This window comes from Paenibacillus paludis (assembly GCF_042610515.1).
Lineage (GTDB): Bacteria > Bacillota > Bacilli > Paenibacillales > Paenibacillaceae > Paenibacillus_AQ.
The window spans coordinates 50,603-65,527 of sequence record NZ_JBGJZP010000013.1 but is presented as its reverse complement, the minus strand read 5'-3'; the positions used below and the strand labels follow the sequence as shown (position 1 = coordinate 65,527).

General features: G+C 51.4%; 12 protein-coding genes. 1 reads left to right on the top strand and 11 read right to left on the bottom strand.

All coding sequences use genetic code 11. The features are described 5' to 3' along the window. Window positions 1-80: 80 nt before the first annotated feature. From ACAN56_RS22645 to udk, 7 genes are all read right to left on the bottom strand, one after another. Complete coding sequence (locus ACAN56_RS22645; RefSeq protein ID WP_038584805.1) at window positions 81-1,415, bottom strand: 6-phospho-beta-glucosidase; 1,335 nt, start codon at window positions 1,413-1,415, stop codon at window positions 81-83. A gap of 6 nt (window positions 1,416-1,421) precedes the next feature. Next, window positions 1,422-2,417 (bottom strand): N-acetylglucosamine kinase, encoded by a 996-nt coding sequence (locus ACAN56_RS22640; RefSeq protein ID WP_379145831.1) that lies wholly within the window; start codon window positions 2,415-2,417, stop codon window positions 1,422-1,424. Window positions 2,418-2,580: 163 nt separating this feature from the next. Continuing rightward, entirely contained in the window at window positions 2,581-3,570 is a 990-nt protein-coding gene (locus ACAN56_RS22635; protein WP_038584810.1) for a LacI family DNA-binding transcriptional regulator, read from the bottom strand. 82 nt (window positions 3,571-3,652) lie between these two features. Beyond that, a complete protein-coding gene (locus tag ACAN56_RS22630; RefSeq protein WP_038584813.1) occupies window positions 3,653-5,041 on the bottom strand; it encodes an ABC transporter substrate-binding protein in 1,389 nt (462 codons plus the stop codon). A gap of 55 nt (window positions 5,042-5,096) precedes the next feature. Beyond that, window positions 5,097-5,975 (bottom strand): carbohydrate ABC transporter permease, encoded by an 879-nt coding sequence (locus ACAN56_RS22625; RefSeq protein ID WP_038584816.1) that lies wholly within the window; start codon window positions 5,973-5,975, stop codon window positions 5,097-5,099. Then, on the bottom strand, window positions 5,972-6,865 hold the full coding sequence (locus ACAN56_RS22620) for a carbohydrate ABC transporter permease (protein WP_379145830.1): 894 nt from the start codon (window positions 6,863-6,865) through the stop codon (window positions 5,972-5,974). Before ACAN56_RS22620 ends, ACAN56_RS22625 begins: the two co-directional genes overlap by 4 nt. A 507-nt stretch (window positions 6,866-7,372) precedes the next feature. Then, the gene (udk, locus tag ACAN56_RS22615) at window positions 7,373-8,014 is read right to left on the bottom strand and encodes a uridine kinase (RefSeq protein WP_038584819.1); all 642 of its coding nucleotides are present in this window, start codon (window positions 8,012-8,014) and stop codon (window positions 7,373-7,375) included. 192 nt (window positions 8,015-8,206) lie between these two features. On the opposite strand from udk, the gene ACAN56_RS22610 reads away from it, so the two are divergent. Further along, a complete protein-coding gene (locus ACAN56_RS22610) occupies window positions 8,207-9,298 on the top strand; it encodes a threonine aldolase family protein (RefSeq protein WP_379145829.1) in 1,092 nt (363 codons plus the stop codon). A 158-nt stretch (window positions 9,299-9,456) separates the two neighbouring features. Here ACAN56_RS22610 and ACAN56_RS22605 read toward each other — a convergent pair whose 3' ends face one another. The 4 genes from ACAN56_RS22605 to ACAN56_RS22590 all read right to left on the bottom strand — a co-directional run bounded on the left by ACAN56_RS22605 (window position 9,457) and on the right by ACAN56_RS22590 (window position 14,916). Continuing rightward, complete coding sequence (locus ACAN56_RS22605) at window positions 9,457-10,773, bottom strand: glycosyltransferase family 2 protein (protein ID WP_379145827.1); 1,317 nt, start codon at window positions 10,771-10,773, stop codon at window positions 9,457-9,459. 423 nt (window positions 10,774-11,196) lie between these two features. Continuing rightward, window positions 11,197-12,732: a lipopolysaccharide biosynthesis protein gene (locus ACAN56_RS22600; RefSeq protein WP_038584826.1), complete on the bottom strand. Its 1,536-nt coding sequence runs from the start codon at window positions 12,730-12,732 to the stop codon at window positions 11,197-11,199. Then, window positions 12,722-13,864, bottom strand: a complete 1,143-nt coding sequence (locus tag ACAN56_RS22595; protein WP_379145826.1) for a polysaccharide pyruvyl transferase family protein — start codon at window positions 13,862-13,864, stop codon at window positions 12,722-12,724. Before ACAN56_RS22595 ends, ACAN56_RS22600 begins: the two co-directional genes overlap by 11 nt. Continuing rightward, window positions 13,861-14,916, bottom strand: coding sequence for a glycosyltransferase family 2 protein (locus tag ACAN56_RS22590; RefSeq protein WP_038584831.1), 1,056 nt, complete (start codon window positions 14,914-14,916; stop codon window positions 13,861-13,863). Before ACAN56_RS22590 ends, ACAN56_RS22595 begins: the two co-directional genes overlap by 4 nt. Between the last annotated feature and the right edge of the window lie 9 nt (window positions 14,917-14,925).

Below are 14,925 nucleotides of genomic sequence, written 5' to 3'. Positions count from 1 at the left end.
TTAAAAAAATGAAGAGACTGCTTCACCCGCTGCATCATACGCGGGCGGAGCAGTCTCTTCTGAGTTAGGGGAGGAGTTGCTTATTGCGCCGGAGCGGGAACCGCTGCGGATGGGAAGAAGTTGGGCAGATACTCCTTATTCGCTTCCAGCATTTCATCAAGCATAGCGATAGCTACCTCGACCGAAGGGACCAGCGGATGGTGAGCCATCGCCTGGATAGCCAGGCTGCGGTCACCGCTTACGGCGGCATCAATTGCAAGCTGCTCGTAGGTTTTGACGGCATGGATGAGCCCTTTAGCCATCTGCGGAATTCTGGTCAGCGGCAGCGGCAGCGGCCCGGTCTTGGTCACGACACAGTTGACCTCAATACTGGCATCCTCCGGAAGAAAGTCAAGGATACCGCGGTTGGCGACATTAAGGGTCTGGATGTCATTCGTGCCGTTGTGCAGCGAACGCATCAGGTTCACCGCCGCCTCGGAATAAAAGGATCCGCCGCGCTGCTCCAGCTGCTTCGGCTTCTCCTTCAGCTCCAGATTGCTGTAGATCTCAAACAGCTCTTCTTCCACACGCTTTACCACTTCGGCGCGATTTCCGCCTTCCTTGAACGATTTCTGCTGCTCTTCAAGCATCGCATCGGTCATATAGAAATATTTCAGATAATATGAGGGCACGGCGCGCAGCGATTGCAGGAACTCGGGATTCCACTCCCGTGCGGGCACATTCTTTGCACTGTAGCCGGCGGTGTCGGCCAGCATGTCATCCAGCTTGTCTTCGCCTTCGACATCAATGCGGGTGATCCAGTGCAGATGATTCAGGCCGACAAATTCGGCATAGATCCGGTCAGGTGCGGCGTTGTATTTGGCCGATACCTCCTTGATCAGCCCGATGGGGGCATTGCAGAGGCCGATGCTCTTCACGTTCGAATATCTCAGTACGGCTTCGGTCACCATTCCTGCCGGGTTGGTGAAATTCAGCAGCCAGGCGTCAGGCGCTAGCTCTTCGATATCCCGGCAGATGTCCAGGATGACGGGGATCGTGCGCAGCGCTTTCAGCATTCCGCCGGGGCCGGTCGTTTCCTGGCCGATAACGCCGTATTTCAGCGGTATGGATTCGTCGCGTCCCCGGGCATCCAGCATGCCGACACGGATTTGTGTGCTGACGAAGTCCGCGCCTTCTATGGCTTTGCGGCGGTCGGTGGTGAGATGGACTTCAATCGGCAGGCCGGACTTTTCGACCATGCGTTTAGCCAGACTGCCGACAATATTCAGCTTGCGTTGTCCTTGTTCAATATCCACGAGCCAGAGCTCGCGGACCGGGAGCTCCTTGTAATGCAGAATGAATCCTTCTACCAGTTCCGGTGTATACGAAGAGCCTCCGCCGATAACGGCGATTTTCAGTCCTTGCTTAGCTGTCAAGATAAATCACTCCTGTCCTGTTGTGATAGGGATAAGTTCGAAATCCTGAAACACACGCATCTTCTCATAAATATCGCTGGTAATGGTGAGGCCGTCACTTTCCAGGGCTGACCAGACAGCACCGACCACAGGCTCAGTGGATAGGGTGACTACAGCGGCAAGAGGAGCCGCTTCTTGTACGGCCTGGCTGATAGGTCCACGGATCCAGCCGCGGTCGCCCCGGGTGAGCAGGCTTCCTACAAGCACTACGTCGAAGGTGTCATTCTCCATGCCCAGCTTGTGAATGACTGCTGCGGCAGCTTTGCCCAGCTCCATGCCTTGGTGCTGCAGAATCGCTAGCGCCGCAGCATCTCCTTCGGCGGCCGCCGGGAACAACAGGCGGGCAGCGTCAAGTGGCACATGCTTGCCGTGATCAAGAAAGTCATTGTACATATCTTCCACCCGCTGATAGCCGAGCAGCTTCAGCAGCGGCGCAGTCAGAAGGGTGGGGGATTCCCGGCCGTCCCAGGCGCGGATAACGGTGCGGAACACTTCGATATTCAGCGAGCCGCCGCCGCCGAAATCGCCGTACATATAATCGAAGCCGCCGCATTGATAATGCTGGCCCTGCGGATTGCGTCCGGCGGCGTTGGTGCCTGTGCCGCAGATCAGCGCGACCCCGTAAGGCCGGCCTGTACCCGCCCTTAGTCCAATCATCGGGTCGCCGCTGAGTGTATAATTTGTAAATCCGATCCTGCGTATCATCGGGTGGAGGATATCATAATCCGTCTTCCGGTCGGCGCCGGCAAGCCCGAGATAAGCATGCTTGATATCGCCTAGCTGCAGCCCGGCTTCCGCAAGTGCGGCGAAGGAGGCTTCGCGAATGCTCGCAGCGGCTTCCGTAGCGCTAATCTGGTGATTGCCGTTGCCACTCCTGCCCTTGCCAAGCACATTGCCGTGCTCATCGCAGAGCAGGGCATAGGTTTTGCTTCCTCCCCCATCGATCCCCAAGTAGTAAGTCAATGGTCGTCACTCCTAAAGTTTTGTGAGCATCACTTCTCTGAATCTCTTCGTACAAAACTGGCTTCGAAAGCATTTGCTTAGTTTTGTGAGCATCACTTCTCTGAATCTCTTCGTACAAAACTGGCTTCGAAAGCCCTCAGGTGGAATGATTGCAGGTGCGGTTCTACCTGGAAGAGGTGGAGTCACGTACAATCAGCTCCGGATCAATCCGGATGTTAGCACCGCGTTTCATATTTCCGTTGATGCGTCTGAGCAGCATATCGGCAGCGGCAAGCCCGATCTTATCCGCCGGCTGGCGCAAAGTTGTCAGATGCGGGCGCAGCTGTGAGGCGATATAGTGGTCGTCATATCCGACGATGGCTACCTCCTCCGGCACGGAGATGCCGGCCTCCATCAGCGCGTTGATCAATCCCAACGCGATATTGTCATCCCCGGCGAATACAGCCGTGGGCAGCTTGCCCGCCTGCAGCCAGCGTTTGCCGGTGTCATAGCCCATGCCGATATCGAAATCGCCATGGACAATCTCAAACGGCTCCAGCCCTTTCTCCTGCAGGGCCTGCAGGAAGCCGCCGCGCCGCTCCCGTGTGCTGCGGAACATCTCATTGCCGCAGAGGTGGGCGATGGAGGTATGGCCAAGCTCAAGCAGATGGCTGCCCGCGGCATAGCCGCCCTTGAAGTTATCAATGGTGATGGAATAGGCGTCGTTCCCCTCCTGCTGATTATCAATCAGCACATAGGGGATTCCGCGCCGTTTCAATTCCACAATATAATTGTCTTCTTGCATCGGGGAGAGCAGAATCAGGCCATCTACCCGGTCCTCCTGAATCAGATAGTGGTTCTCATTGAAGTCGATGCCTGTCGAGATGGAGATGGCCAGGTAGTAGCCGTGCAGGGCAAGCACGTCATTCAGCTCCTTGACCACGGCATCGAAGAAGGAATCCTGCAGTGTCGTTACGATAAGGCCGATAATCCCGGTCTTGCCGCTGGCAAGGCTGCGCGCAGCCGCATTGGGCCGATAATCCAGCTCCTTGATTGCATCCAGCACCTTCTGGCGGTTATTCTCCCGCACCGTCCCGGCGCCATTCAGCACCCGGGAGACGGTGACAACGGACAATCCTGATTTTTTGGCTACATCAAAAATACTTACTTTCATCGCTAGCGCTCCTTGCGGCGGATTTTCCGAAGCTATATTCTATCTCCAGTATACAAGGCTTACGGAATATCCGCTAAACGTCTTATCTCTTAATAATTTCGGTAACTTTCTTCTGAATGACCGGCATCACTTCTTCAAGGGTTTTGTGTCCGGTCTCGACAGGCTGCAGCTCATTGATGAACATATCATTGATCTGCGAATATTTAGTGATGAGGTGGTTGTAGGATTCATAGCCATATTTAACAGCGCCTTCGTATACCTTCTTCACATCCTCGGGATCAATGCCGTCAAAATGTTTGTAGTAGGCTTCTGCTGCTTCGGTGTTCACAGGCGGGTTGCCGCCGCTCAGCTCAATCGATTTCTCCTGAACTTCAGTCGTCAGCAGGAATTGAATCCATTCAAAAGCTTCCTTCGGATGTTCGGAGTCCTTCAGAATCATTAGCGGGTCGACGAACAGGGTGCTGCGCACCTTGTCATTGCCGCCCCATGGCACTGCGGCCACGCCGATGTTGAACGGGAAATCATTGGCTCCCGCGAGGTTCCACGAGCCGCCGATCGACATGCCGATTTTGCCTGCGACGAATGGATCGCCGTTCTGGCCGGCTACGCTTTTGCTCCACTCGGAGTTCGGTGAGACTTTATCCTTGAAGATCAGATCGAACAGCTTTTGGTATGCGGCAATAACCTCCGGAGAATCAAAATGAGTTTCGGAAGGAACGCCGCCATTGGTCCAGGTGTCCTCGGAGTAAGGCTCCGCCCCAAAATACAGCGGCCGCATATCCCGCTCGGCCCAGGTAAAGTCGACACCGTATTGTGTTTTAGCGATATCGTCGGAGATGAGCGTCATTTTTTTTGCTTCCTCGACCATCTTTTCAAACGTCCAGCTCTTATCTTCATAGTCGCTTGGCGGATAGGACAGCTTCGCAGCATCGAACATATCTTTGTTATAGAGCATCAGGGTGACATACATATTGACCGGGATGCCGTAGGTACGGTTGTTTACGGTGTAGATCTTCATCAGGTTATCCGGTATGTGGTAATCTCCGGCTTTGAAGCCTTCCTCCGCGATCAGGTCGGTCAGATCAAGCAGCATGTCTTTGTTGTAATATTCTGCGAACCCGCCGTAGCCGTAGTGGCTGGTGACATCGGGAGATTTGCCTCCGGCAATCAGCGTCTGGAGCTTGCTGTCAAACTGCTCATACGGCGCTTTTTCCACCTTGACCTTGATGTTCGGGTGCTCCTTCTCGAAATCGGGAATCAGCTTTTCGATAAAGGTGCGGTCTTCCGAATCAATCGTGTAATGGGTAATGGTCACTTGTTTCTCTGAACCGCCGGAGTCTCCGGTATTTTTGTTTCCCGGGGCCACATTGCTTGCCGACTTGCCTCCTCCGCAGCCTGACAGCATCACCATCAAGGCCATGGACGCTGCAAGCAGCAGTGCGAATGACTTCCTTGTACTGTTCCTTTTCATGAGCGAATCCCTCCATCATTTCAAGTATATTTGGCCGCCAAAAGTACAGCGGAGATTACTTGATGCCTGTCAGTACTATGCCTTCCACGAACTGCTTCTGGGCCACGGCGAACAGGGTGACGATTGGAACCATAGCCAGCACGGAGGCGACCATCAGCAGATGCCAAGGCGGGATGCGGAACCGCGACGAGGTGAGCGAGGCCATGCCGACCGGCAGTGTGAATTTGTCCGAGGAGCTTAAGTAGAGCACCGGTGTGAGCAGATCGTTCCAGCTGTAAATAAAAGCGAAGATGGCGACGGTCGCCAGTGCCGGTGCGGACAGCGGCAGCGCAATGGTACGCCACATCTTCAGTTCGCCGCAGCCGTCGATTCGTCCGGCGTCGAACAGCTCTTCGGGCAGCGTAGAGAAGAATTGCCGCAAGAGGAAGATGTTGTAGGCGGAACCGAAGAATGCAGGCACGACCAGCGGCAGGAAGGTATCGATCCAGTTCATTTTGGAGAAGAGCACGAACTGCGGGATCATGATCGCCGGATAAGGCAGCATCATCGTGCTCAGCAGCAGGGCGAACCAGAGCTGGTTGCCCCGGCCTCTGTATCTGGCGAAGCCGTAGGCCACCAGTGCCGAGGAGAGCAGGGTGCCAATGACGGTGAGTCCGGCGATGATCAGGCTGTTCTTATACAGTGTACCGAACTGCAGCGTATCAAAAATCTCCGTGTAATTGCTCCAGGCCCAGCTCTCCGGGAGAAAGGTCGGCGGAAATTTCAGCATTTCCCGCTTCGATTTCAGGGAAGTCGAGACCATGAAGAAGAGCGGAAGCAGCATAAGGAAGGTTGTAATCAGCAAGGTAATGAAGCTGGCGATCTTTACGGGATCCGCTTTCCGCCGGGAATGGGAAGTTGGCACCCGGGGACTGGTGGCCTTGACGGTACTCATCGGCGTTCCCCTCCTTCGTAATGAACATAACGGTTGGACAGCTTCATAATGATGGCCGTGAACACCAGAACGACGATCAGCAGCACCCAAGCCAGAGCTGACGAGTACCCTGCCCGGTATTCCTTAAAGGCGGTGTTGTACAGATTGTAAACATAGAACCAGGTGGAATAATTGGGACCGCCCTGCGTCATGACGAACGCTTGGGTAAAGACCTGGAAGGAGTCGATCAGGCCCATAATCAGCTGGAAGAGCAGCACGGGAGAGATCATCGGCAGCGTAATGTTCTTGAAAATTTTAAAGCGGCCCGCACCGTCCAGTCTGGCGGCTTCAATTAGGCTGGACGGCACGCCCTGCAGCCCTGCAAGGAAGAGAATCATACCGGATCCGGCTGTCCAGAAGGACATGATGATCAGGGCATACAGTGCGGTGTCCGGACTCATCAGCCAGGCCGGGCCGTGAATGCCAAACCAGGAGAGCATGTAGTTGAAGAGGCCGATCTGTGGATTGAAGATCCAGTACCAGAGTAGAGACATCGCGACGCCTGACACCATGCTGGGAAAATACATTGCTGTCCGGAAGAAGCCCCGCAGGGGAATCGTCTGGTGCAGCAGCAGCGCAAAGCCGAGAGCCAGCAGCATCTGTACCGGAACACTGATAAAGGTGTATCTAAGCGTGACCGTTACCGACTTCCAGAACAGATCATTGTGAAACATTTCTGTGTAGTTGGCCAGGCCGATAAACCTGGGAGGGTGAATAATGTCGTAATCGGTGAAGCTGTAGTAAAGCGATGATATGATGGGGTACAGCGCGAAGACCAGGAAACCGATAAGCCAGGGCGAAATAAACAGATACATGTAGAACGTCCGACGCCTGCTCTCACTCTTAATCACGGACACACCAACCTTTCGATCTTAAAAGTATAAGCGCTTTAACTTTTGTCGTAAATAAATGTCGTAAAAAGGCAATATTACTGTATTTATTATTTATAAAGTTTAACCGCTTTAACTTTTAAATCCACCTGATGACATTATCATAGTGGAAGAACCAGAAATAATCAACCCTTATTTTATTGAATAAAGCGCTACCAGTCAAATAAAATAACATTCGGTATGGTTTTTTTATATTTTGTTGCTGAAAAAACATGAAAATTTCATATGAGTGTAAGGTTATATAACTCTATAGTGTGAATTGGGGGGGGTTGTTTGATGCCGATTTGCTTTCCTGACTAGAATCCACTGTCAAAGTGGAGCTTTCATTCCATGGATTACTGATGTTACTTTAAAAAACAGGTACCCTCCCTATAAAAAGGACGGTACCTGTTACGTATCATTTCAAAATTCTATTTCTCGCCGAAACGGATACCGTCCTGTTTGAGGACGATATCCGTTTCCACTTGTTTACCGCGTGTTTCCGTTCCACTGCTCATCGCCCGAAAGATATTTCTCGGTCAATACGGACAACAATTCGATGCCAACCTGATTCTGTCCGCCTTCAGGGATGATGAGGTCGGCGTATTTCTTGGAAGGCTCGATAAACGCCTCATGCATTGGCTTTACCGTCGTCAGATATTGCGTGTGAATGGAGCGGATGGTCCGGCCGCGTTCTTCAATATCCCGCAGCACCCGGCGGAGAATACGCACATCCGGGTCTGTATCTACAAATACCTTAATGTTCAGCTGTTCCCGCAGCTTCTCATCGGAAAGCACATGCAGCCCTTCGAGAATAACAATGTTGTTGGGCGCAAGCTCAACCGTCTTGTCAGTGGAGCGGGCATGAACTGTGAAGTCATACACTGGAGCGTACGCAGCTTGTCCGGCTTTCAGACAATCCAGATGCTCAATCAGCAGTTCCGTATCGAAGGCCAGCGGATGATCGTAATTGATTGCTCCGCGCTCAGCCATGCTGAGGTAAGAATGGTCTTTATAGTAGTTATCCTGAGATATGAACGTCACTTTGTCTGTTCCCAGACGGTCAATGACGGAGCGAGCTACTGTCGTTTTGCCGGAACCGGTCCCGCCGGCGATACCAATAATAAGCATGGTGTTATAATAAACCTCCCTAAGCGATTGCCTTTGCAATTTCAATATTGTAGCACAGCGGTCAATTTATTTCATCTCGGTACGGGGAATAAAACGTGAACATTCAAAAAATTCAGGAGTTTTGGCCTGAAATGATATAATTTAAGGTATTCGATGCAGATGTAGGTATAGATGAAGGGAGAATTTACCGGGATGAGTGAGACAAAATCACTGCTTGAAGCCTTTAACGCCACGGCTATGAAGTTGGCCGGACACGGGAAACGCGAGATTGAAGTGTTGAAAGAGGCCTTTGCCGGAGTGGATGGACAGACGGACAGCGATATTTACGGAGGGGGCGGGCTGATCGAGGATTTCCAGGCCGAAATGGCGGAAGTTCTCGGGAAGGAGACGGCGGTCTTTTTTCCCAGCGGGACCATGGCCCAGCAAATTGCTCTAAGAATCTGGTGCGACCGTAAGGGAATGAAGACGGTAGCATATCATCCTTTATGCCATCTGGAGATTCATGAGCAGGACGGGCTTAAAGAGCTGCATCATATCGAGCCGCTGCTTCTTGCGGATAAGGACAGCTTAATTACACTGGATGATGTGAAGAACATCGGAAGGGACATTGCTTGTCTGCTGCTGGAGCTGCCGCAGCGCGAAATCGGCGGCCAGCTGCCCGAGTATGCCGAGCTTGAAGCCATCTCCGCCTATTGCCGCGGGCAGGGCATTATTCTGCATCTCGATGGCGCGAGATTGTTTGAGGTGCTGCCGTATTACGGGAAGACGGCGGCTGAGGTATGCAGCCTGTTTGACAGCGTATATATCTCCTTCTATAAAGGGATTGGCGGCATCGCCGGTGCCATTCTCGCGGGCAGCAGGGAGTTTACAGAGGAATCGAAGATCTGGAAACGGCGGCATGGCGGCGACTTGGTCAGCCTCTACCCGTACATTGTCCCGGCCCAATATTATTACCGGCAGAGAGCCGGCAAGATGGGACAATACTATGAGGAAGCCAAGGAGCTTGCTGCTTTGTTGGGTGGCTGCCATAAGGTGTCTACACTTCCGCAGCAGCCGGTCTCGAACATGTTCCATGTCCATTTTGCCATGGCCAAGGAGCAGCTTGAGCCGATACTGGTTACAGTGTATGAGCAAACCGGAGTGGGGCTGACTGCATCGCTGAGGGAAACAGGGGAAACCTCCTGCTTTTTTGAGATGCATATCGGTGACCGCTATGGCAGTATCCCCAAAGCAGAGCTTGGCGCAGCGGTAGAACTGCTGGATCAGCTGATAAAACAAGCGTAACAAGGTTCAAATGGCATCCTCCCGATGAAGGAGGGTGCTGTTTTTTGTCTTGCAATAGTTTGTTTTTGTCTTATACAGGGTATTGGTTACACGAAAAAAAGACACCCTGTGAGGTGTCTGGTTACTACGTTACTACATTAGTATGGGCGCAGTCGAAGTTACCGGTTGAGCAGCGAACGAACGAAGGATACCCGCAACAGCTGCTTTTTCATCAGCTTGGTGCGGAATTGGCGTTTCAGCTGGCTGTAAGCTTTGGGGGAATGGCTGCTGGCCCAGTTATACATGAACTTAAAGTCGGTATGACTTTTGGCCGAATTCATCAGGTAGTAAGAGATCGTGTCATACACATTGTGGTTGAACCACTCGTTCATTTCCTGCTTATTGTAGCCGTAGCGTTCAATCGCCATATTGCGGATAAGCCGCTTCTCCTCCAGGTTCTCGATCAGGAACGACTGGCTGAGATGAAAGGTGATGTTATTGCCATGAATCCGGTACACCCCGGCCAAACAATCAATGAACCCGGCATCGCCGATCAGCAGGGCACGCAGGTAAATCGACGCATCGTTGACCATGTTCATGCTCAGAATGTCCATGCTCATCAGCGCTTCGCGTTTGAAGACTGTGGTTAGTGTAGAGGCAGGCTTGGGATAACCCTTCTGCTCGAAATTCATGAAATAATCCTTTTTGCCGGTAATGCTGGCCAGCTGCAGGCTGGAGATCGTGAGCTTCCGGCTTTTGGAGTATTCCAGAAATACGTTTGCGGCCACAAATGATGCCTCAGGATGCGTCAGGTGAAAATTCACAGCTCTGCTTAAATAACTGGAGTCAATCAGATAGTCGTCATCATCGAGGAACAGAATATATTCACCGTCTCCATGAGCGGCAAAAGCCTTGCGCCGGTTATTCCCCGGCCCGCTGTTGGTTTCATTCTGCATGAAGATGACACGCGGGTCACCGCCAAAATTCGTGTGCATCATCTCGTCCGTGCCATCGCTGGAACAGTCGTCAATGACGGTAATTTCTTTATGGGGATAATCCTGCCGCAGAATGCTCTGAATCGCCTGATGCAGGAAGTCTTTTCTATTATAAGTAGTGATAATGACGCTGACCTTCGGATAAACAGCCGGATCGGCGGATTCAGGCAGCAGGTTCTCTGTTTCTCCGGTTCCGCTGCTGAGTCTGGCAAGCTGCGTAAGCAGTCCCTCAATCGTATTCAATTCAATATGAAATTGGCGCAATAAATAGTACTCCAGCGCATCCTCAGCCGCTCTCCCCGCCAAATAAGCCTCGATCACTTCAGTCAAGGTTGCCAGATGTTCCTGGATCGCGGGTGCGCTTTCCTTGCTGCTAATCTCCCGGCCCCGGCGTACAATGGCTTCGCGTGACAGCTCTTCGGCGGAAAAATGCTGAATATCGTCATGGAGCTGATGCAGTAATCGGTAGCCGGCCTGTTGCAATTCCTCGCTGTGATCCATATTCAGCCCTCCTCAAAGTTTTGTTAGCATCTGCTTCATTGATGTACTTCGTGCAAAACTTGCTACGGAAGCATACGCTTATGTTTTGTCATAAATATCGAACCGGAGGATAATCCTGCAGCGCCGCCGCCGTCTGTATAAGTGTATTTAGTGCAACTATAGGGTGCTTACACAGGGACTTTTGAGTAATAACTGCATTTTGTGCAGTTAAAACTAGCGATGCGGTTCGTTTTACCCGAAGTCAGTCTATTTAAGTGTACGGAATACAACTACTTCTCTTTTCGCCCCAAAATACCCGATTTTAGTTGTATAAAGTGCGATTAAAGCGTGGCATTCAGTAAATTAGCGCTCATCTTACGCAACTCCCGCATCCTGCGCGTCCCCACACATCACACATCACACATCTCATACATTCCACTCTGCTTAAGCCTGCCCGGCTGTAACTTTACGCTTCAGCTTGAGCTTCGTACGGAAGCCTTTGAGATAACCCCAGGTATAAAGGAATACCTCGCGTTCCATCAGCGATCCGACCAGGAAATAGATGGGCAGGATGATGATGCCGAGCAGCACGGCCCACAGAATCACACCGGTGTATGAGGTAATGCTGAGGTTGAGCTTGGTGGTGACAAAAACGATGGCAGCGAAGACCGCAACATTGGTCAGCCATCTGCGGAAAGTGATCCATGGACTGCGCTCCAGCAATACCCGGCTGGCATAGACGACAATATCAATGGAACGGTACAGCAGCGCGGCGATGGTGCCCATCAGCACGCCATAAATTCCGAAGAAGATGACGAAAATGATCGAAGCCCCCAGATTGATCGCCGACTCCATAATAGAGCGGAACTGGGTGTTTCTGAAATGTCCGGCAATCGTAATGATATTGTTGGAGGTGGTGCGGGCATTGGTCAACAATTTAATCACCACGAATAGAACCGGCAGCCAGGCATTAATATAGTTCACATCGTTGACGCCGGCCGTGTACAGTTTCATGAACGGCAGGATGATGATATAGACAACGGTCAGAATGGCAAAGATGAGACCCATGAAATAGACCTCGTAAGCATCATAGAACTTCACGAAGGCCTCTTTGCCCTCATGGTAGCTTTGGCCCAAGGCGGCCTTTATGCTTCCGTTGACCGTCTGGACGATATTGTCGACAATGGTGAAGATCATGTTGTACATCACGTAGATGCTGACGATCTTCAGGTTCGTAAATATAGTCAGAATCAACACGTCCGTATTGCGGAAGATGAGATAGGAAATCTCATGCACCATAACCGAATTCTTCTGGCCAATGGCTGCAAAATCCGGCTTGTGGCTGAGGTCGATCCACTTATAATATTTCTTCGAATAGAAATAGAAGGCGACGATCTGCAGCAGGGTGAGCACGAAGAACGAAGCCTGCACGGCAATGATGTTCACGCCCTGCAGCAGCAGGATGATCCGCACGACATTGTTCAGAATATTTGCGATGGTGACGATGGACGTCTCCACATAGCTTTTACCCTCGGCGATCAGCAGAATTCTGAATTTGCCCTGGAAGTAATAGTTGATGGCTCCGCCCAGACCCGAGAATAAAATAATCGCCATGATGCTCACTTTGTTGATCTCCGAGTGGATGACCAGCGGATAAATGACTGCAAGCAATACGACGGAGATAAAATAGTACATTCCCGTTTTTTTATAATAGCTGGAGGTTGCCGCGAGAATCGAATTGATATGACCCCGGTCATTGTTGGCTATCGGCTTATACAGAGCCTGCAGCGAAGCTGCACCGACCCCGGCTTCAAGCAGGGCGAAGTAACTGATGATCTGCACGATGGATGCAATGAGACCATTGGCTTCGGAGCCGTAGTTGACCATAATCAGTCTTGGAATGAAGAAGCCGAGAATAATTGTGATCACCTGGCTGGTAAGGCCAAAGCCGAGGTTCAGCAGACTCCGTTTAGCTTTCATAGCTTCTTCTCCCTTCCATCAACGGTGCCGGTGACAGATAAGCGTCCAATTGTTCAAAATGCTTTTCTGCCTGATTTGCCTGCAGCGTCACGTCAAGCCGGTTAGTGGCCATGCTGTCATACACCTCTTCCGGCGTAAGCTCGGCCAAATGGGCGAAATCGGTGTATTTTCCGGTAAAATAGGCATCCTGCATGACATTGACCATCTTGCTGCTGTAGGCCACCGGGAACACAGGCTTGTCAAACACCCAGCCCAGAATCATCGCATGGAACCTGGAAGCGACAATACAGCTGGCACCTGCCAGCGCGGCGAGGATGTCATCTATGTTTGTTTTATAGAGGTGAACATGGGTCTGCTCCTGAAATTCTGCCGGAATCAGACCGATAATCTGCCCAATGGCTTCCTGGTCGCCTTCATGCTGGCAAAATGACATGAAATGCACGGCATAACCCTGCTTGATGAAATAGATTGCAACATCTTTCATTTTTTCATAATAGAGGTTGTCAAAACCGCTTAAGTTCTTGGACGACGGCTTAATCACCGAAATCGCAATCGTTTGGCCCGCTGGAGGTTTTTGTCCGGATGAGGTTTCGTTTGCGTTATATTTCAGCTGGAAGATAATATCCGGAGCCATTCGGACATTGCCCAAATCCTTAAATAAATCATAGGAGTATTGCTCTCTGAAAGAGACGTCGGTATATTCCGGAAAAATCCGCCGGTGCACCTGGTAATACTCATCATCCGTAAAGGGACCGAAATTGGCGCCCATCAAATAATACGGCTTGCTCTTGTTGCGCATGGCTTCCGCGTTCGCCACATATTCCGCCCAGTGTTCTCCCTGCATAAAAATAGACCCGCCGATATGTACGGTTCCATCTGACTGATCACCCAGAAATCTCTGCAGAAAGTTGTTATGCAGCTTTAATTTTCTGAAGACATAATTAATTCCCCGGAACAGGACGGAGTCCGAAGCGTAGACCTTGAGGTTCTTGATGTCCTTGAATACCAGCTTGTATAGACGGGGAGCGATGATCATAAACCGGGTATCCGGATACCGTTCGCAGAGTACCTTGATAAACAAATCATCGCCCAAATTGAATTCTGTATATGCGCTTATCATCATCTTCTTCATATCTTAATTTCCTTTCTGGTGATCATGGTTTTGAGCTTATGTTTGAACTGGAGCCAGCTTCTGTCCATGTGGATCAACCGCGCATATAAAGGCGGGGAAATTAAGAAGGCTTTGATTCTAAAAGCGAGCTGTCTGTCATCCCCGCTGTAGCGTTTCATAATGAGCAGCATCTCGTGGTTCAAATGAGGGTAGGTCTTCTCAATGTCATGAAGCAGGTCACGCATGCGGATTCCCGAGGTGCCGTTCAGGCAGGTCTTGAGATTGTAAAAGTAGTTCTCCGTCATCTCCCGGGTCAGGAGGAGCTCCGAGATGGTGCTGGCCTCACTGAAGGGATGGGCTTTGAAGTATTCATCCACCCGCTTGAAGGCAGCGACGACATCAAATTTGTTCACATTATACGTGCCTGTAATGGATGACGTCCTTTGCACATAATAGGATAATACGTCGGGGATCGAGATCACCCGGGACGCTCTGGATAAGGCTTTATAGATAAATTCCTGATCCTCTCCGTTCACACAGCGCTCCGTGTAGCGGATGTCGTTCTCCAGGAGAAAGCTCCGCTTGAAGGCAATGCTTCCGGTCCAGATTCTCAGGCTTTTGTGTACAAAAATATTCTGCAGCGCCTCGCTTCCCGTAGTGTCGGACTGACCGGAAGTGAAGCTTACAATTGTCGACTGATCCTCCCGGACGAGGTTGTAGCCCCAGCAGACCACATCGGGATCCGTGGTCCGCGTGGCGCCCTCAATACTCAGCACCAGGCTGCTGTCGGCGTAATCGTCTCCGTCCAGGAACAGCACGTAATCTCCTGTAGCTGAGGCCAAACCGGTGTTTCTTGCGGCGCTCACTCCGGAATTGGGAGTGCGGATCAGCTTCGAACGCAGATCAGGATGCTTCTCCAGGAAGTCAGCGGCCACCTCATACGTCCGGTCTGTTGAGCCGTCATCGACCATAATCAGCTCGAACCTCTTCCCGCTCTGTTCCAGGAGTGAGAGCAGCAGAGGTGTTAAATAACGTTCTAAATTGTACATGGGCACTACAATGCTCACACTCATGCGGCCACT

Excerpts from the sequence above, each read along its gene's own strand:
- ACAN56_RS22625 (WP_038584816.1), bottom strand. The coding sequence starts at position 5,975 with ATGAGTACCGTCAAGGCCACCAGTCCCCGGGTGCCAACTTCCCATTCC.
- ACAN56_RS22595 (WP_379145826.1), bottom strand. The coding sequence starts at position 13,864 with ATGAAGAAGATGATGATAAGCGCATATACAGAATTCAATTTGGGCGAT.
- ACAN56_RS22630 (WP_038584813.1), bottom strand. The coding sequence starts at position 5,041 with ATGAAAAGGAACAGTACAAGGAAGTCATTCGCACTGCTGCTTGCAGCG.
- udk (WP_038584819.1), bottom strand. The coding sequence starts at position 8,014 with ATGCTTATTATTGGTATCGCCGGCGGGACCGGTTCCGGCAAAACGACA.
- ACAN56_RS22605 (WP_379145827.1), bottom strand. The coding sequence starts at position 10,773 with ATGGATCACAGCGAGGAATTGCAACAGGCCGGCTACCGATTACTGCAT.
- ACAN56_RS22590 (WP_038584831.1), bottom strand. The coding sequence starts at position 14,916 with ATGAGTGTGAGCATTGTAGTGCCCATGTACAATTTAGAACGTTATTTA.
- ACAN56_RS22610 (WP_379145829.1), top strand. The coding sequence starts at position 8,207 with ATGAGTGAGACAAAATCACTGCTTGAAGCCTTTAACGCCACGGCTATG.
- ACAN56_RS22600 (WP_038584826.1), bottom strand. The coding sequence starts at position 12,732 with ATGAAAGCTAAACGGAGTCTGCTGAACCTCGGCTTTGGCCTTACCAGC.
- ACAN56_RS22635 (WP_038584810.1), bottom strand. The coding sequence starts at position 3,570 with ATGAAAGTAAGTATTTTTGATGTAGCCAAAAAATCAGGATTGTCCGTT.